Origin of the sequence: Palleniella muris (genome assembly GCF_004792655.1) — a bacterium.
In the GTDB taxonomy this organism is placed as follows: domain Bacteria; phylum Bacteroidota; class Bacteroidia; order Bacteroidales; family Bacteroidaceae; genus Prevotella; species Prevotella muris_A.
In genome coordinates, this window is record NZ_SRZC01000005.1 from 60,655 (window position 1) to 78,163 (window position 17,509).

Consider the following 17,509-nt stretch of genomic DNA (forward strand, 5'->3'; position numbering starts at 1 on the left):
GCTTCAGTGTAAAGATTCATCCTTCGCTTACGGACATATCTTTACTCCTCTTCCGTGCGCAGGTCTCTTACCTTCTTGCCAAGAGTGACGTAAGCCACCGGTGCGGCAATGAAGATAGATGACAATGTACCGAACACAACGCCGAGAATCATCGCGAATGAGAAGCTGCGGATGCTGTCACCACCGAGGATGAAGATGCAGAGCAGCACGATGAGTGTGGAGAATGATGTGTTGATTGTACGTGCGAGAGTCTGGTTGATAGAAGAGTTGAACATCTTCTGCAGGTCAGCCTTAGGATGCAATCCGAGGTTTTCGCGGATACGGTCGAACACAACCACCTTGTCGTTGATGGAATAGCCAATCACGGTAAGTATGGCACCGATGAACGTCTGGTCAATCTCGAGAGAGAACGGCAGTATTCCGTAGAACACAGAGTAGCAGCCGATAACCACGACAGTGTCGATGGCGAGAGCCACGATAGAGCCGATTGAGAATGCCATGTTGCGGAAACGCACAAGGATGTAGATGAAGATTGCGACGAGGGCAACGAGCACGGAGATGATGGCTCCATAAGTAATATCCTTCGCTACAGAAGGTCCTACCTTTGTGGAAGAGATGATAGAGCCGCCTTCACGTATGTCAGGGTTCTTGAATGCCGTAACATCCTTCTGGTTTACGAAGCCCGCCTTCTTCAGAGCATTGTAGAGTTTTGTCTCGCATTCGTCATCCACAGCAGGGTTGTTGGACTCAATCTTGTAGTTTGTTGAGATACGGAGAGTCTTTCCGTCAGTACCGATGGCAAGTGCGGAGGTGTTTGCTCCCTCGAATGTCTCTGCGAGGAGAGGACGCACACTCTCAGGCTCTACAGCCTTTTCGAATGCAACGACATAGTTGCGTCCGCCTGTGAAGTCGATTGACTGTGACAGACCACGCACGAAGAATGACACGACGAACACTGCAACGAATATCCCATAGACCACGAATGTCTTCTTGCACATTGATATGAAGTGGATGTTCGTGTTCTGAAGCATGTTCTTGCTTATGCCTGTTGTGAAGGTCAGACCGAGCCACTTGTTCTTTGCAAGACGGTTCTCATAAATCAGGCGTGTGAGGAACACTGCTGTGAAGAATGAGCAGACGATACCTATAATCCATGTTGTGGCGAAGCCCTTGATAGGACCTGTACCGATTGTGAGGAGGATTACACCTGTTATGATAGACGTAAGGTTAGAGTCGAAGATAGCGGAGAAGGCGTTGCTGTAACCGGCCTTGAGTGCTTCCTTGATTCCGAGACCGCGCTTCATTTCTTCCTTGATACGCTCGTAGATGAGCACGTTGGCGTCCACCGCCGTTCCGAGTGTCAGCACGATACCTGCAATACCTGGCATTGTCAATGCAGACTGGAAGGATGCGAGGATACCTCCTGTGAAGAAGAGGTTGATGATGAGGGCTCCGTCAGCCATTGCGCCTGGGATGAAGCCGTACATCATAATCATATACGCGCAGAGGAGCACGAATGCGATGACGAATGATGTCAGACCCTGCTGGATTGACTGTGCACCGAGTGTAGGACCTACGACCTCTTCCTGTACGATACGTGCAGGAGCAGGCATACGACCGGACTTGAGTGTGTTTGCCAAGTCCTTTGTATCCTCGATAGTGAAGCTGCCGGAAATCTGTGAGTCGCCGCCGGCAATCTCGCCGTTCACGCGTGGAGCGGAGTACACAACGCCGTCAAGCACGATAGCGACAGCCTTGCCTACGTTAGCCTTTGTGAGCTGTGCCCACAGGCGTGCGCCCTCAGAGTTCATCTGCATTGACACACATGGGCGTCCGTACTGGTCGAAATCGTCCTTTGCATCAACAATGACGTCACCCTCAAGCGGTGCGCGTCCGTTGGACGTTGTGACCTTCAGGGCGTGGAGCTCATAGATGTTCTTAGCCTGAATGCCGTCAGCAGGTTTCGCAGACCAAAGGAGTTTCACGTCGGAAGGGATAATCTGCTTTGCCTCAGGAGAGTTGAGGAGCTGTGCGATGTATGCTGTATCACGTGCGTTTGCGTAACCGACAACAGAGAGGCTCTGGCCTCCTGTTGGCTGGAAGACAGCGAAGAGAGGGTTCTTTTTCTTGGCCTCAGCGATGAGTTTGTCAGTGTTCTTTGCGCTGTTTGCCGCCACTCCCGCATCAGCCTTTGCCTCGTTCTTCTTCAACTGGAACTTAGGCTGAGCCTCAGGAGCCTTTGTTGTGTCCTCGGCAACCTCTGCCTTGGCAACAACTTCCTTGGTTGCTGTTGTGTCGGCAGCAGTCTCGCCATTGGCGATACGCTGGTCAAGCTGCTGGAGGTAAGGAAGGACTTCTGCTGCGTTGTATGTCTCCCAGAACTCAAGGTTTGCAGAACCCTGGAGGAGTTTGCGGACACGCTCCGGCTCACGCACACCCGGCATCTCGACCATGATACGTCCGTCCTGGCCTTCAAGTTTCTGGATGTTAGGCTGTACGACACCGAACTTGTCGATACGGTTGCGCACAACGTTGAATGAGTTGTCTATGGCAGACTGCACTTCCGCACGGAGTGCGTTCTCAACCTCTGCGTCAGTAGACTGTGTGGAGACTTTGCCCTTCAGCTGCTGTGTGGCGAACACCTCTGCGAGGCGGTGGCCCGGAGCAGCCTTGTGGTAAGCGTTGATAAAGAGGGTGATGAAGTCCGACTGGCTTGTCTCCTCTTCTTTCTTTGCCTCTTCAAGGGCTTTTCTGTAGGCTGCGTCAGACTTGTGGTCGGCGAGCACGTCGATAACGTCAGGAACACTGATTTCGAGAATCACGTTCATACCACCCTTAAGGTCAAGACCGAGACCGATTTGTGTCTCGAGACACTTCTGGTAGGTGTAGACGCCAAGGTACTTCACAGAGTCCTTGTAGTCCTGCTGGGCGATAGGGTCTTCTATCTCGCTTGCCTTGCCGTCATAGTAGCTTGTTGCCACCGAGAAGGAAAGGTAGAAGATACTTGCCAGAGTCAGAAGGACTGCTGTAACAATTACAATTCCTTTGTTTTGCATTTTTTTATTTATTTTTTGTTATTTATTTTCGTGCTTGCCATGTATGCATGTGTCCCTGTTAAGGTATGGAGCCAATGGGGGCTATACACAATACGCGTGCAAAGTTAATTAATTTTATCCAAATAAAAGAAAAAAGTCGGTTATTTTTTCAAAAACGTGGCAAAACCTGTGTCTTGTCGGCAACAATTGCATGGTTCGTGGCATTTCAAAGGCACTTGTCTACCGGCATGGCTGCCAGAAAAACAATGCCGTACATGTGGGACAAACCTTCTTTTCCCCTCATGTACGGCATTGCACTATTTGCCTGAACCTTTCAGTTTTATGTGGCTGAAGATAGGATAATGGTCGGAATGCTTGACGGAATTATCCACCACACAGTCGTATATGTCCCAATGGTCATTGCACATTATATTATCTATGCGCACATGCATGGAATAGTAATGCATGGAGAAACCTGCCCAATGCCCCGTCTCACGGTAACAGTCGTTAAGGTTCTTCGCTATGGTGTTGTGCACGTAAGACAGCGGATGGTCATTGATGTCTCCACAGAAGATGACCGGTATGTCACGGTTCTCCCGCACATAGCTGTCAATCACCCTTGCCTGGGCTGCCCTTTTCGCAGCCGAATGGGCAAGTTTGGAGAGCAAATCCTTGGAGTCCTCTTTAATCCCCTTTCGGTTTGTGCCGCCGTGAACCATTTTGCTGAACTTGTTCTTGTCCTCCACGGAGAAGCCAACAGTCTCAAGATGCGCATTGATGACCTTCACTTCCCGATTGCCTATCTCAACAGTGAAAACCCCGGCAAGGTTGTTTTCCGACACGATTGGCAGCATTTCCTTCGCCTTTATCGGGAATTTGCTGTACATGGCGATGGTGCTGCTTCCGCTGGAACCGTTATTCATGGAGTCATGGTACGGATACTCGCGGCGCATCTCCTGCCACAAGGAGTCCTGTCCGGGGACATCGGAGAACTCCTGTATGCACACGATGTCCGCTCCCGACCGGGCCATGTATTCGAGTATAGGGTTCGGTTCATCCTCCGGAATGTTTGTCTTGTTGAAATTGAAGACGTTGAACGACAGCACTTTTATGGCGTCCTCCGGCACTTCCTTGTACATGTTCAAAGGGAAATACGTCATCACCGGCGAATAGGAAAGCAGGAATCCCAATGCAGGGACATACACCTTCTGCCAGTCAACGAACAGCCATACCGCCACAAAGAGGGCGTTGGCAAGCAGGAACGCAGGGAATGCGAACCCGATAAGGTGGAGACGGTTGAACCTCTCCGGGTTGAGGTAGCCCGAGAATCCTGTCGCAAGCAGCATTGCAATGACAATGATGTTGGCGACAAGAAGCATGTTTACTATTGTCATTTTCATGTCTCTATCCTGAAAAATCTGTTTTTCCTGTATTCCGGCAGCGTCATTTCCTGTCGAAAAGTTTCTTGCGCTCCTCCGTCGTAAGGGAGTCATAGCCCGAACGCTTTATCTTGTCGAGTATGCGGTCTATCTCCGCCTGACGCCTGCGCTCCTCGTCATTCTTGTCCTTCGGAGTATCCTTGCGTGAGTCGTTCTCTTTCATTTTCGAGAAGAATCCCTTGACTTTGTCGAAGAAACCGTCATTGTCCCTTATTTCATATCCGTCCCATCCCTGGAAGCGGTATTGCCTGTTGTACCGGTTCTTCCAATAGAGTATGATGAAATAGCCTATCACCATGCCTCCGAGGTGTGCCACATGAGCCACATTGTCGTTGGAAGTGCCAAGCGCGGAGAACAGCTCTATCGCAGCATATATGCAGACAAACCATTTTCCCTTGATAGGGACAGGCAGAGGGAAGATGAAGATCCGCTCCTCAGGGTATGTCATTCCGAATCCGAGGAGTATGCCGTAGACAGCCCCCGAGAAGCCCACTGTGGTCCAGTTGTTCAGGAATTCCCCCATAGGCATTATCATTCCGCCGATGTTGACACTGTCATAGGCGGCAAAGCCCTCCACGGCATACGAGACAAACTGTGCACATTCCTGGAACAATCCCGCACCGATTCCGCATGCAAGGGTGTAGAAAAGGAAACGGTTCTGTCCCCATGCGTTCTCCACAGTGCATCCGAACATCCACAACGCGAACATGTTGAAGAATAGATGGGTGATATTCGCATGCATGAACATATACGTAAACAGCTGGTAAATAGCGAAATCCTCCGCCATGACGAAGTGCAGTCCGAAGATGTCATTAAGGTCTATGCCCCTTGAACCCATGACAAGACTGGCAAGAAATGCCAGTACGTTGATGATGAGGAGATTCTTTGTGATAGGTGGTATCTGTCGCATGTTTTTCTGTTTTTTTGCTATTAATGTTGTTATCTTGGTTTTCCTGCCGCCTGTTTTTTGCTTCAAAATGCGTTTTTTTGCCACAAGCGGCACAGTCTGAGAACATTCCGGAAGAGCGGAGCATTAACATTCCTGTCTTTTTCTTTATTCGGGCGCAAAAGTACAAAAAAAAGAGCGAAAAGCCGTAAAAACAGCCCGAAAAGCTTTTTTTTTCGTTGATTTTAATAACTTTTTTGACAAATTTGTTTGTTTTCTGAAACTAAAATACTAAATTTGCCGAATATTTTTGTCGCAAACCCCTATTTTACTTGTGTTTAAGCGATAAAGGACAGTATTAATTTAAATAAATAGCAAATTATGAACAAGACAGAATTGGTTGAGAAGGTTGCAGCAGCTGCAGGTCTCACAAAGGCAGATTCAAAGAAGGCACTTGATGCTACTCTCGACGCTATCAAGGAGGCTCTCGCGGCAAATGACAAGGTTGCTCTCGTAGGTTTCGGAACATTCTCTGTTAACGAGCGTCCTGCTCGTGAGGGAATCAACCCTGCAACAAAGGAGAAAATCACTATTGCTGCCAAGAAGGTTGCAAAGTTCAAGGCTGGCGCAGAGCTCAACGCTGCTCTCTAATCCTTGGATTTTATCAATACAAGAGATAAATGCAAAGGCACTGTCCCATATCCTGGGGCAGTGCCTTTTGCTTCATAATGAAGGCTTTGCGCCTGTCATGAACGGAACAAACATGTTGCTCTTTTTACGTTTTTAATGGGATCTTGTGTGAGGCACCGCCTCGCAGTGCATTATCATTTGCATCCTTCTCCGTTGAATAGTCAGGCTTCTTGACTAAAAAGCATGAATCCTACAACAAATTCGGGATTATCGACAAGGTTCTACATGTATGTTGATGAAAGCATCAGCACCCAAAATTATGCGTATGCGTTCTTCCAACAGCTTTGTCGATTCATGCGACTTGGCTACGGTCACGCTGCCATCCATTCTTACATGCACGTCCACTGCACTGCGGTTTCCTATCTTTCGTGTACGCAAGTTGTGTGGCTCGCTCACTCCAGGAACTGATGTCAGTGTCCGTTCAATTTCTTGTTCCACTTCTTCCGGCAGGGATTTCTCCATCAGTTCTTCAGTGCAAGGCACCACCAGTTTGTATGCCACCTTCATTATAAAGAAACTCACCACAACTGCCGCCAATGGGGCAAGCACATGCCATTGCGGTCCCAACAGGATAGCTCCTCCGATGCCCAATGCTGTCCCGATGGACGAGAAAGCATCGCTCCGGTGATGCCAAGCATTTGCCACCACAGCTTTTGAATCCACCCGTCTGCCCACAAATGCTGTGTATTGATAAAGTATCTCTTTGATGACAATAGACAGGATAGCCGCCCAAAGTGCCAACATACCAGGTTCTTCCAATGGCTTTCCCTGCAAATAATCCCGGACAGATGTTGCTCCGTTCCAAAGAATACCAAGTCCCACACCGAATAAGATATATGATACATGGATTTTAATTATTTTTAATGTGTTCCTTCGCATAAATCTCCGAACGGAATGCCCCACTGACGTACATTATTTATATAAGTCTCTGATGATGAGGTCATGCAAACTCATGCCACATAGTACTTTTTTGAGATTTTCTTTCCTTTTTTGCAGGATAATTCATAATTTTTCATTACCTTTGCCACCACTAACTTACAAGGGGAAAAAGATAATGGCATCCCTGAATCAATAACCTACAACCACTAACCTAAAAACATGAGAAAAATCATCGTTACCGTCGCCCCGGTATGCCATGTGGGCAAGGAAATCCCATCAGAGTGCAAGAATCCGCTGACACCGGAGGAGATTACGGAGGACGTCGTCAACTGCTACAAGGCAGGGGCGTGCCAGGTGCATCTGCACACACGCGACCTCGAAGGCAACCCTACGTTCGAGCTTGACGTGTTCTCCAAGACCATAGGCATGATTCGCGAGCAGGCTCCGGACATCATCATCCAAGGCTCCACGGGAGGACTCTCCACGCTTTCCCTCGAGCAGCGCTGCGTGAGCCTTAACGTTCCGGAGGTGGAAATCGCGTCCCTGAACATGGGTTCCGTGAACTTCGGCGAGACGGTCTATGTCAACACCAACCCTGACCTGCGCTATTGGGCTCAGCGTCAGAAGGATGCCGGCGTGGTTCCTGAAATGGAACTGTTCGACCTTTCGCACGTGGAATGCTGCTCACGCCTTGCCGACGAGGGAGTGATACGCCGCCCTCTACACTATAATTTCTGTGTCGGACCGGGTGCAAGCAGCAACCTTTCTGCCACAGGACGCAACCTTGCGCTGCTCAATGCGCTGACAGAACCGGGCTCATCATGGGGCATAAACCACGACTCCATGAAGGATTTCTCAATGCTTGCCTGTGCCATAGGCATGGGAGCAAACGCCGTGCGCGTAGGCTTCGAGGACAGTTTCTACTATGCACCGGGACAGCGTGCGCACACAAACGCCGAACTTGTAGAGCGACTTGTGCAGCTAATCCGCCTCATGGGCTGTGAGCCGGCTACTCCGGCAGAGGCGCGCGAGATGCTGGAAATTGGCACTTACTGGAACAAATAACTCAACTTGGCATAAAAATTTGGGTCAATATTGTCAGTAATGTCAATACTGTCAATTCAGTAATGACAATATTGTCAATAATGACGTTTATTCCCTTTTTCCAAAAAAAGCAACAATCTTGAGTTATGAGCAAGAAAAACATCATCTTGGTGCTCCTTGTAGTGCTGAGCGTTATAACATTCCTTGACCGCACATGCATCACTTTCGCCTCCATGGAAATCAAGGAGGACCTCGGCATAGACCAGAGCGGCTGGGGCTGGGTGATGAGCATCTTCACCCTCTCCTACGGCCTTATGCAGATACCGCTGGGTGCCCTTGGCGACAAAGTCGGTCACCGTTGGGTACTGGCACTGATAGTCCTCTGGTGGTCATTGTTCACCGGTTTCACCGGCATGGCAGGCGGACTGATGTCCATGCTCGCCATACGCTTCTGCTTCGGCATAGGCGAGGCGGGCGCATCGCCATGCTCCACGAGTGTCATAAGCCGCTGGTTTGAGAAAGAAAAGGTGGGCAAGGCGCAGGGCTTCGTATGGGCAGCGACACGCCTCGGAGGAGCAGCCGCGCCGTTCCTTGTCATCCCTCTTGTGGCAAACCAAGGCTGGCGATTCTCGTTCTATCTGCTCGGAGGCATCGGAGCAATATGGGCGCTGGTGTGGATTTACACCTACCGCGACAAGACTCATCCCCACCGCACCGTCCGTGAGCGTCTGCATCAGGCAAACGAGAAGGTGCATGTCGGTGCGGAACAGGCGAAACAGGCAAAGAACATCATAAAGGAGAAGCGCAAGGACATCCCTTGGCGCGACATCGCTTCCCACCGCCAGTTCTGGATAATCTGCGGCATGTACTTCTTCTACGCCTTCGGATCGTGGTTCTTTTTCACATGGTTCCCTGAGTTCATGAAGCAGGGACGCGGCTTCGCTGCCGAGGAATTGAAATATGCTGTGGCTATACCTTTCATAATGAGCATGTTCGGCAACATCGCCGGCGGTTACCTTACGGACAGGCTTACGGCACGTTTTGGCATAAAGGTGGGCAGGAAAGCCCTTGGCACAGTGTGCCTTGCGGTGTCTGCCGTGTGCATGGTTCTCGCCGCGTTCATACCGGGGAAGGTGGCTGTGTTTGTGTTCCTGTCACTCTGTTTCGGCATTTTCGACCTCATGCTCCCGTCGGCATGGGCACTGTGCATTGACCTCGGCAAGCATTATGCAGGCTTTGTCTCGGGAGCGATGAACACTTTCGGCAACCTCGGAGGCTTCTGCTGCTCGCTGATGTTCGGCTATCTGCTGAAATCCACAGGCAACTACAATCTGCCGTTGTACATGATTGCCGCGATGCTTCTGCTGAGTGCGACACTCTTTGCATTCATAAACCCTTCAAAACCAATAGTCACGGAAGATGAATAAAAATACGAAAATGGTTGTCTTCGACGACGACCCGACAGGCATACAGACAGTCCACGGCTGCCTTCTCGTCACCGACTGGAGCGAGGAGAACATCATCGAGGCGATGAACGACAGTGAACCGTTCTTCTATGTGCTCACAAACACTCGCGCACTGACAGCCTCCGAGGCGGAAAGTGTGCTGGAAAGTGCCGTGGAGGCTGTGCTCAGAGTGAACGAAAAGTTAGGTTACAGACTGATTTGCGTGTCGCGCAGCGACTCCTGTCTCCGCGGTCATTTTCCGTTGGAGACTGACATCATCCGGCGCACACTGGAGAAGCACGGCATAAAAGTATGGCAGCGCACACCGTTCTGCCCTGCGTTCATCGAGAGCGGAAGGGTGACCATAGAGGGCGTTCATTACATGAAAGTGCCGTCAGCGTCAGGCATGGCGGTCGAAGAGACGCTTGTCCCTGTGTCGGAAACGGAGTTTGCGCGTGATAATGTCTTTGGGTACAAGAACTCCGCGCTCACGGAATACATTAAGGAAAAAGGCGGAAATCCGGACGATTACGAGATTGTCAATGCAGAAAGTTATGCGGAGCTTGACGCTTTCCGTGACAAACTGTTTGCAGAGACAAAGGATTTTGACGGTGCGGTGGTCATCCGTTCTTCGTCGTCTCTTCCACGTTCGATGTCCGGAATCTGTGACAAGCCGTACCTTTCACGTGAGGATCTCGGCATAAAGGGTGACACTCCCGGAGTGTTCATAGTAGGTTCGCATGTAAGAAAGACCACCATACAGCTGGAGAATCTGCTCACCGCCGACACTGTCCGTGGCATTGAGCTGCCGATAGAGCGCATCCTGGACGACAAGGAAAGGCTTATGGCAGAGACAATCGGCACCATGTCCGCCGTGTTCCGTGACGGCAAGACGCCTGTTGTCTTCACCGCAAGGAAGGAAGTGCGCACCGATGACCCGGAGAAGCGACAGCATCTCGGCCGGACAGTGTCGGACTTCCTTGTAGACATCGTGCGCAATTTGCCTTTCACCCCTGCCTATCTTGTGGCGAAAGGCGGCATAACAAGTCATGACATCCTCACGAAAGGTCTTGCGATAAAGGTCGGCAGGGTCATGGGACAAGCTATAAACAGTGTCCCGTGTGTCATGGCAGAGAAGTTCGGGTACATCATTTTCCCCGGCAATGTGGGAGGAGAAAAGTCCCTGCTTTACATACATGAGAAGTTCAAAGCCCCTCGCCCAGAGAGTATTTGATGTTTCTCGGATGACAGTTTATTATGTCCTCGCGCAGCCGTGACATATCAAGATGCGTGTAAATCTCGGTGGTGCCAATCTTCTCATGTCCCAACATAGCCTGTATGGAACGGAGGTCGGCACCGCCTTCCAACAGGCATGTGGCGAAGGAATGGCGCAGAGTGTGCGGGGAAATGGTCTTCTTTATTCCGGCTTCCACGCCAAGTCGCTTTATCATTATGAGAATCATGGTGCGCGTAAGGTGCGCGCCGCGACGGTTCAGGAACACATAGTTCTGCTCGCCGGGCTTTATCTTCATCGCGTTACGGTCAATGAACCAATACCTTAGCTCCTGTATCGCACGCGGCGAGATAGGCACAAGGCGTTCCTTGTCACCCTTTCCGATGACACGGATGAAACCTTCGTCAAGGTAAAGATTGGACAACTGCAGATTGACAAGTTCCGAAACGCGCAGTCCGCAAGAGAAAAGCATCTCGATAATCGCCTTGTTGCGCTGCCCCTCAGGTTGCGAAAGGTCGATGGCAGCCTCAAGCATATCAACCTCTTCCACGCTAAGCACCTCGGGAAGATGCTCTCCCTGAGTGGGCGAATCAAGAAGTTCCGTAGGGTCTTGGATGATGAATCCGTCAAGCAAAAGGAACTTATAAAACGTCCGTATGCCACTGAGTATCCTTGATTGTGAGCGCGCTGAGATGCCGAGGTCAAACAATGAGGCAAGGAAAGCCTGAAGGTCCTGCAGCGTGACCTTCAGCAACGACTTGCTTTCCGCTGCTCCTTCACCGCCTTTTTCTGATGAAATGAAAGACTGAAGTTTGTCGATATCCCTCATGTAAGCATCCATCGTATGCTCTGAATATGAACGCTCAAGACGAAGATAACGGCGGAAACGTTTCGTTATTTCTTTATTATTGTTTGCTTTTTCCATTTATTTTATTACCTTTGCAAAAAGATTATGTTGTGCCGGTGTCGTCATATTTGCCTTATGACCGTGATGTGGCACGTGCCGAAACATAATGCAAAAATACAAAAAATAAGTCATAAAACAAACTCCGCAGATAATAAAAAAGATGAAAATCCTTATTCTTAACGGTCCGAACCTCAATCTTCTCGGTGTGCGTGAGCCGGGAATCTATGGCAGCATGTCCTTCGAAGAGTATGTCCCAAAACTCAAATCGATGTTTCCGGACATAGAGTTGGAGTATTTCCAGAGCAACATCGAGGGCGTGATGATTGACAAAATCCAGGAGGTGGGCTTCTCTTACGACGGCATAGTGCTCAACGCCGGCGCCTACACCCATACCTCCGTGGCTCTCCACGACTGCATCCGCGCCGTGAAAACTCCGGTCATCGAGGTGCATATCTCCAATGTCCACACTCGCGAAACGTTCCGCCACCACTCCATGATTTCCGCTGCCTGCAAGGGCGTAATATGCGGTTTCGGACTCGATTCCTATCGTCTCGCAATCTCAGCACTCGCAAATGGCTAAGTCAAAGACACAAGACCCGAACCATACAACTCTCGACGGCGAGGCGGCTCTTGACAGTTACGTCATAGGACACAGTGACCCGGAACCGGAATATCTCTACCGGCTGTGGCGCGCCACTAATGTCCACATGCTCCATGGGCGTATGGCAAGCGGGCATTTGCAGGGCAGACTGCTGAAAATGCTTGTGCAGATGGTCCGCCCGAAGAGGGTTATCGAGGTGGGGACATTCTCTGGCTACTCCGCTTTGTGCATGGCGGAAGGGCTTGATCCGGAAGGACATCTGTGGACATTCGAGATAAACGACGAACAGGAGGATTTCACCCGCCCGTGGATAGAGCAGTCGCCGTGGGCGGACAAGGTGACGTTCATCATCGGCGATGCTGCCACAGAGGCGCAGAAAGTGGGTGAGATGTTCGACATGGCGTTCATAGACGGTAACAAGCGCACATACATCGAGACCTACGAAGCGTTGCTTCCGCTGATGTCACCGGGTGCGTTCATCCTTGCCGACAACACTCTTTGGGACGGCCATGTCATAGACCCGGAGTACCAACGCGACAGACAGACGCAAGGCATCCGTGCCTTCAACGACCACATTGCAACAGACAACAGGGTCACACGCGTCATCCTTCCCCTGCGCGACGGTCTTACAATAATCCGCAAGAATCAATAATCCCGACAGTATTTTCAGTATTGCCAATTCTGTCAGTACTGAAAATACTGACCCCAAAACCTTATAACCCAACAACCCATGCGAACAGCAATCATCGGAGCCGGTGCCGCCGGCTGCTTCTGTGCGATAACCCTCAAGCGAAGGTTTCCCGACTCTGAGGTGTGCGTTTACGAAAGCGGCACACGCCCATTGGCAAAGGTTGCCATAACGGGCGGTGGCAGATGCAACCTCACAAACTCCTTCTCCGGCGTGCGAAGCATGGAGAGTGTCTATCCTCGCGGTGCACGGCTCATGAAAAGAGCCTTGAAAACATTCTCGCACAACGCCACCATGCAATGGTTCGAGGATGAGGGAGTGCGCCTTGTCGTGCAGGAAGACAACTGTGTCTTCCCTGCCTCTCAGGACGCAATGGAGATTGTCCTGACGCTCACAAGGCTTATGGAAAACCTCGGAGTGAAGCTGATTCCAAACCACAGAGTCACTGACTTGCAGGACATCATGTCAGAGTATGACAACGTGGTCGTAACAACCGGCGGCGCGCCGAAGCCTTCCGGACTGTCCTTTCTTGACTCCCTCGAACTCGAAAAGGTTGCTCCCGTGCCGGCATTGTTCACTTTCAACGTTGACGACAAGGCACTGCACGAGCTCATGGGCACCGTCGTCGAGCATGCCACGTGCAAGCTCTGTGGCACAAAACTCCAGTCTTCAGGGCCGCTGCTGATAACCCATTGGGGACTTTCCGGCCCTGCCATACTGCGCCTTTCGTCCTACAGTGCGCGACTTCTTGCAGAGAAAGACTACAAGGCGGATGTCTGCATCGACTGGCTTGGTGAGCAGAAAGAGCAGGAGACGGTGGCAGAACTGCGCAACTACCGTGACAACAACCGCCAAAAACAGCTGTCAAGCGTCTACCATACTGCATTGAACCAGCGCCTTTGGTGCTACCTTCTGCAACGCGCAGGGCTTGCTCCGACAAAGAAATGGACGGAGGTTGGCGACAAGCAGCTTAACCGGCTTGCCACCGTACTGACAAGCGACACGCACCACATCGCAGGGCGTGGCACGTTCAAGGAGGAGTTTGTCACCTGCGGAGGAATAGCCCTGAGCAACATAAACCCCGGCACTCTCGAATCGCGCCGTTATCCAGGACTCTACTTTGCAGGAGAAGTCCTCGACGTGGACGCCGTCACGGGAGGTTTCAACCTGCAGGCTGCATGGACAATGGGTTATATTGTCGCCAACAGTATCGGCAGAGAAAACAAAGAAAAACAAGCCTGACAACAGCACAAAGTCAGCAATATCACCATAACAAACAACAAACATTATACAGAAAAAGATGAACAGCAATTCAGTAAAAGGATTCCTTGTCATCGCCGCGATGTCCGTTGCGGCATGGTACATCGCCACACTTCCGGCAGTAAAGGCACTGTCCTTCAGTTCCTTGATCATAGGCATACTCATCGGTATGGTCTACGCCAACACACTAAGGAACAGGCAACCGAAGGAATGGGACGGCGGAATAAAGTTCTGTTCCAAACGGATGCTGCGACTGGGCATCATCCTCTACGGTTTCCGCCTCACATTCCAGGATGTCATTGCCGTAGGACCGAAAGCCGTCCTGATAGACTGCATCGTGGTCATCGTGACCATTCTCCTCGGCGTATGGATGGGACGGCAGCTCGGCATTGACCGCGAGACAACCCTCATGACGTCCACCGGCTCCGCCATCTGTGGCGCGGCGGCAGTCCTCGGTGCAGAATCAATCGTCAAAGGCAAGCCCCACCAAACGGCGGTGGCAGTCAGCACGGTGGTCATCTTCGGCACATTGTCCATGTTCCTCTACCCTATCATGTACCGCAGCGGTCTCGCCGACCTCCTCACCCCTCAGCAAATGGGCATCTACACAGGTTCGACGCTCCACGAAGTGGCACACGTTGTAGGTGCAGGCAATGCCATGGGCGACCAAATAGCGACAGACTCCCTCATCGTCAAGATGGTGCGCGTCATGCTCCTTGTGCCTGTCCTCATCGCCATGTCATGGCTTCTGAGGAAAAAAGACAGCAGGGAAAGCGGCGCAAACAGTTGCGAAACAAAGAAAAACAAGATAAACATCCCATGGTTTGCCTTCGTCTTCCTGCTCATGATAGGCGTCAACAGCGGTCTCCATGCCATGTTCGGTGACCGGCAATGGCTCACCGACAGCCTGAAAATAGTGGAGATTGTCTCCACCTTCATGCTCACACTCGCCATGACAGCCCTCGGCAGCGACACATGCATCGACAAGTTCAAGCAGGCAGGAGCAAAACCGTTCTACCTTGCCGGCGTGCTTTATGTATGGCTTGTTGTCGGCGGTTTCTTCCTCGTGAAATGCCTTGCATAACCCGAACAAACCGTCAATCGTCTGACAAATGAAGCATATCTTCTCACTAATCCTCATACTCACACTCCACCTGTCGGCACTCGCCACCAAGGCAAATGCCGATGAACGGCTGTTCCACATAGCACGAAGCCTCAACCCAAACTGGGTATGCTACGATGCAAGGGTGAAGAACGGCAAACTCAACATGGACGACCCCGTGCACGTCTATTGGCACAACAACTCCGACAACCCGGGACATGAGAACGAACTGTCATTCTTCCAGCGCAAGATGGCGTATGGGGTGAAAGTCCTGAAGCGCGGCAACCAAGAGGCGGAAGTGCGCCTTACCGCCTACAAGAAGCGTAACCTGCAGATATGCAAGCACAAAGGCAAATGGGTGGCGCTGTGCACAATCAACGGCAGGCGGTGCATCCTGAAGGAAATCTATGTGCAGCTGAAGCCGAAGAACCCTCTCAGTGTGGTCTATTTCCAACTATCGGGCATCGCTGCAAACGACGGTTCCAAGCAGGCTGAGAAGATATACAACAAATAGGAAACAGTTAATCCAACAAAACAAACAAGCTGCCGGAAACTCATCTGCAAGCAGGGTACAGTCTTCTTTCAAGACGGTTTCTGCAGATGAGTTTCCGACAGTTTTTGCCATCAATAGTTATTGTTTACGGGGTCTCCCGGCATCCTGTCCTCAAAGCAAAGGGAGGATGTGCCCCGGGACAGAGTGAAGCCATGCGGAGAAAGAGCATCAATCATTATTGGCTTTGGCCACAACCCAGCCATTGTCCTCTGTATGGAGAAGCCTGAAATTCATCACGCCATAGTTCTCGCTCTTATAGAGCACCCAGCCGAACGGTGTCCTGTCCTCTATCTCATAGACAACACTGCACTCGCCCTTGCCGTTCTTCACATACTCCTCCGGACAGAAGACATCGAGAACCTCGACAACCTTCAGCTTGCCGGCAAGCATGTTACAGGTCTCCACCTTAACCCTCTCCACGGCTGCTTCATAGGAACCTGCAGAAGCGGTGGTCTCTGCCGGCTTCTCCTCCTCCATAGGTGCAGCCACCTCAGCCATAGCCTCGGCAACCTCCGCAGAGTCAATCACTTCGTCTTCCTTCTCCGGCTTCTCGGGAACCGCCTCTTCCTTCTTCTCCGGTTTCTCACCAGCCTTTGCCTCAAGGTTCATGAAGTCAGGCTCTTTCAGTTCCTTGTACTTCTTCTCAAGCTTACGGAGGACTTTCTCCCAGTCCTCACGCATGGCAGGCTTCTCGCTGACAAGGTACTTGCGTCCCTCTTCCGTGAGTTTCACATCGGCGAAAGTGTGCTCGATGTTCTCAGTGTATGAGGAAGAGCTGTACCAAGAGTAGCTCCATCTCTTTTTCTTCTCAGTGACCTTCTCGGTCTTGAATGTTATCACGTTCGCTTTCTGCAACTGGTTGAGCTGTGCGATGTCGTCCTCCGAAACCTCGTAGTAGCCGACATTGAACTGTACTGTCAGACTGCTGTCACGGAAGGCTGTATGCTCTTCCACGGCTTTTTTCGCCAGACGGGCAGACAACCGGTCGCTGTCACATGACACCAATGAAAACGCGCCAACGCATACGAAGGCTGACAAAAGGAATTTGGTTACAATTTCTCTCATAATGGTAAAAGTTTGATAAATAAAAAAAAATGGGGTTATGGAATAATCTGACAGCCATGGTACATCATTCCCGACAACTGTCATTAATATACGGTAACAAAGATACATCTTTTTCTTTATAAATGCAAGAAAATCAGCAAGAAAAGTTCAGAAAGCCATAAAAATGATTGTTCTTGCCTGTTTTTCACCTGCCATGTCATGTCTTTTGCTCTTCCGCGAAACGGCTGTAGGCACATGAGCCGTTGGCAAGCAGGCACATTTCTAAAGTCGGCGTCTCCATTATTTTGCCATTTTGCAACCATAGCAAGGCGATTGCTTGCAAAACGACAGGTATTTCGGTGTTTTTGATAAACTGAAATCTTAACAAACATTAAAGTACAGATGGTATTACGAAAGGTAACGGTTCACAGTGCAAAAGGTAACGGTTTGCCTGGTGAAAGGTAACACTTTGCCATGCAAACCGTTACCTTTCACTCTGCACACTGTCAGCGACCATTCTTTTGGGGTTATCGAAACAGTGTCCCATACGTCATAATGTCCGTCTTACCCTGCGAACCAACTTATTGTTTGCAACTTTTTTATGATGATTCATATATTTTTTTTGTGTTTTCTTGCGAATTTTATTTGAAATGTAATAAAATATGTGTGATTTTTTGTAATTTTGCAGATTGGTAATATATT

At 50.4% G+C, this 17,509-nt stretch carries 15 protein-coding genes and 1 pseudogene; 9 read left to right on the forward strand and 7 right to left on the reverse strand.

Annotated features, from left to right (window positions below):
- Positions 1–41: 41 nt before the first annotated feature.
- From secDF to E5358_RS04155, 3 genes are all read right to left on the reverse strand, one after another.
- The gene (gene secDF / locus E5358_RS04145; protein WP_135939025.1) at positions 42–3,056 is read right to left on the reverse strand and encodes a protein translocase subunit SecDF; all 3,015 of its coding nucleotides are present in this window, start codon (positions 3,054–3,056) and stop codon (positions 42–44) included.
- 296 nt (positions 3,057–3,352) lie between these two features.
- Positions 3,353–4,429 (reverse strand): endonuclease/exonuclease/phosphatase family protein, encoded by a 1,077-nt coding sequence (locus E5358_RS04150; RefSeq protein WP_168354578.1) that lies wholly within the window; start codon positions 4,427–4,429, stop codon positions 3,353–3,355.
- 49 nt (positions 4,430–4,478) lie between these two features.
- On the reverse strand, positions 4,479–5,384 hold the full coding sequence (locus tag E5358_RS04155; protein WP_135939027.1) for a rhomboid family intramembrane serine protease: 906 nt from the start codon (positions 5,382–5,384) through the stop codon (positions 4,479–4,481).
- 357 nt (positions 5,385–5,741) lie between these two features.
- Here E5358_RS04155 and E5358_RS04160 point away from each other — a divergent pair, with 357 nt between their 5' ends.
- A complete protein-coding gene (locus E5358_RS04160) occupies positions 5,742–6,011 on the forward strand; it encodes an HU family DNA-binding protein (RefSeq protein ID WP_135939028.1) in 270 nt (89 codons plus the stop codon).
- A 246-nt stretch (positions 6,012–6,257) separates the two neighbouring features.
- On the opposite strand, the pseudogene E5358_RS04165 reads toward E5358_RS04160, so the two are convergent.
- Positions 6,258–6,881, reverse strand: a pseudogene (locus tag E5358_RS04165) (cation diffusion facilitator family transporter); the annotation flags it as partial.
- A 267-nt stretch (positions 6,882–7,148) separates the two neighbouring features.
- On the opposite strand from E5358_RS04165, the gene E5358_RS04170 reads away from it, so the two are divergent.
- The 3 genes from E5358_RS04170 (at position 7,149) to E5358_RS04180 (ending at position 10,652) form a co-directional block, all read left to right on the forward strand.
- A complete protein-coding gene (locus E5358_RS04170) occupies positions 7,149–7,994 on the forward strand; it encodes a beta-keto acid cleavage family enzyme (RefSeq protein ID WP_135939030.1) in 846 nt (281 codons plus the stop codon).
- Between the two features lie 125 nt (positions 7,995–8,119).
- Positions 8,120–9,400, forward strand: a complete 1,281-nt coding sequence (locus tag E5358_RS04175; RefSeq protein WP_135939031.1) for an MFS transporter — start codon at positions 8,120–8,122, stop codon at positions 9,398–9,400.
- Complete coding sequence (locus E5358_RS04180; RefSeq protein ID WP_135939032.1) at positions 9,393–10,652, forward strand: four-carbon acid sugar kinase family protein; 1,260 nt, start codon at positions 9,393–9,395, stop codon at positions 10,650–10,652. Before E5358_RS04175 ends, E5358_RS04180 begins: the two co-directional genes overlap by 8 nt.
- On the opposite strand, the gene E5358_RS04185 is transcribed toward E5358_RS04180, so the two are convergent.
- Complete coding sequence (locus E5358_RS04185) at positions 10,624–11,577, reverse strand: site-specific tyrosine recombinase (RefSeq protein ID WP_135939033.1); 954 nt, start codon at positions 11,575–11,577, stop codon at positions 10,624–10,626. The genes E5358_RS04180 and E5358_RS04185 overlap by 29 nt on opposite strands.
- Positions 11,578–11,719: 142 nt before the next feature.
- On the opposite strand from E5358_RS04185, the gene aroQ reads away from it, so the two are divergent.
- The 5 genes from aroQ (at position 11,720) to E5358_RS04210 (ending at position 15,724) form a co-directional block, all read left to right on the forward strand.
- Positions 11,720–12,139: a type II 3-dehydroquinate dehydratase gene (gene aroQ / locus E5358_RS04190; protein ID WP_135939034.1), complete on the forward strand. Its 420-nt coding sequence runs from the start codon at positions 11,720–11,722 to the stop codon at positions 12,137–12,139.
- Positions 12,132–12,812 carry an O-methyltransferase gene (locus tag E5358_RS04195; protein ID WP_135939035.1) on the forward strand — a complete coding sequence of 227 codons (681 nt, stop codon included), beginning with the start codon at positions 12,132–12,134 and terminating at the stop codon, positions 12,810–12,812. The genes aroQ and E5358_RS04195 overlap by 8 nt, the downstream gene beginning before the upstream one ends.
- A 78-nt stretch (positions 12,813–12,890) precedes the next feature.
- Positions 12,891–14,090, forward strand: a complete 1,200-nt coding sequence (locus tag E5358_RS04200) for a BaiN/RdsA family NAD(P)/FAD-dependent oxidoreductase (RefSeq protein ID WP_135939036.1) — start codon at positions 12,891–12,893, stop codon at positions 14,088–14,090.
- A 58-nt stretch (positions 14,091–14,148) separates the two neighbouring features.
- Positions 14,149–15,192, forward strand: a complete 1,044-nt coding sequence (locus E5358_RS04205; protein WP_135939037.1) for a YeiH family protein — start codon at positions 14,149–14,151, stop codon at positions 15,190–15,192.
- 28 nt (positions 15,193–15,220) lie between these two features.
- Positions 15,221–15,724: a DUF4833 domain-containing protein gene (locus E5358_RS04210; protein ID WP_135939038.1), complete on the forward strand. Its 504-nt coding sequence runs from the start codon at positions 15,221–15,223 to the stop codon at positions 15,722–15,724.
- A 207-nt stretch (positions 15,725–15,931) separates the two neighbouring features.
- On the opposite strand, the gene E5358_RS04215 is transcribed toward E5358_RS04210, so the two are convergent.
- A complete protein-coding gene (locus E5358_RS04215; RefSeq protein WP_135939039.1) occupies positions 15,932–16,828 on the reverse strand; it encodes a hypothetical protein in 897 nt (298 codons plus the stop codon).
- A 116-nt stretch (positions 16,829–16,944) separates the two neighbouring features.
- Positions 16,945–17,199: a hypothetical protein gene (locus tag E5358_RS04220; protein WP_135939040.1), complete on the reverse strand. Its 255-nt coding sequence runs from the start codon at positions 17,197–17,199 to the stop codon at positions 16,945–16,947.
- Positions 17,200–17,509: the final 310 nt, after the last annotated feature.

Coding starts and splice junctions, on each gene's coding strand:
- E5358_RS04160 (WP_135939028.1), top strand. CDS start 5,742: ATGAACAAGACAGAATTGGTTGAGAAGGTTGCAGCAGCTGCAGGTCTC.
- E5358_RS04175 (WP_135939031.1), top strand. CDS start 8,120: ATGAGCAAGAAAAACATCATCTTGGTGCTCCTTGTAGTGCTGAGCGTT.
- E5358_RS04220 (WP_135939040.1), bottom strand. CDS start 17,199: ATGTTTGTTAAGATTTCAGTTTATCAAAAACACCGAAATACCTGTCGT.
- E5358_RS04195 (WP_135939035.1), top strand. CDS start 12,132: ATGGCTAAGTCAAAGACACAAGACCCGAACCATACAACTCTCGACGGC.
- E5358_RS04170 (WP_135939030.1), top strand. CDS start 7,149: ATGAGAAAAATCATCGTTACCGTCGCCCCGGTATGCCATGTGGGCAAG.
- secDF (WP_135939025.1), bottom strand. CDS start 3,056: ATGCAAAACAAAGGAATTGTAATTGTTACAGCAGTCCTTCTGACTCTG.
- E5358_RS04155 (WP_135939027.1), bottom strand. CDS start 5,384: ATGCGACAGATACCACCTATCACAAAGAATCTCCTCATCATCAACGTA.
- E5358_RS04210 (WP_135939038.1), top strand. CDS start 15,221: ATGAAGCATATCTTCTCACTAATCCTCATACTCACACTCCACCTGTCG.
- E5358_RS04180 (WP_135939032.1), top strand. CDS start 9,393: ATGAATAAAAATACGAAAATGGTTGTCTTCGACGACGACCCGACAGGC.
- E5358_RS04185 (WP_135939033.1), bottom strand. CDS start 11,577: ATGGAAAAAGCAAACAATAATAAAGAAATAACGAAACGTTTCCGCCGT.
- E5358_RS04205 (WP_135939037.1), top strand. CDS start 14,149: ATGAACAGCAATTCAGTAAAAGGATTCCTTGTCATCGCCGCGATGTCC.
- E5358_RS04150 (WP_168354578.1), bottom strand. CDS start 4,429: ATGACAATAGTAAACATGCTTCTTGTCGCCAACATCATTGTCATTGCA.
- aroQ (WP_135939034.1), top strand. CDS start 11,720: ATGAAAATCCTTATTCTTAACGGTCCGAACCTCAATCTTCTCGGTGTG.
- E5358_RS04215 (WP_135939039.1), bottom strand. CDS start 16,828: ATGAGAGAAATTGTAACCAAATTCCTTTTGTCAGCCTTCGTATGCGTT.
- E5358_RS04200 (WP_135939036.1), top strand. CDS start 12,891: ATGCGAACAGCAATCATCGGAGCCGGTGCCGCCGGCTGCTTCTGTGCG.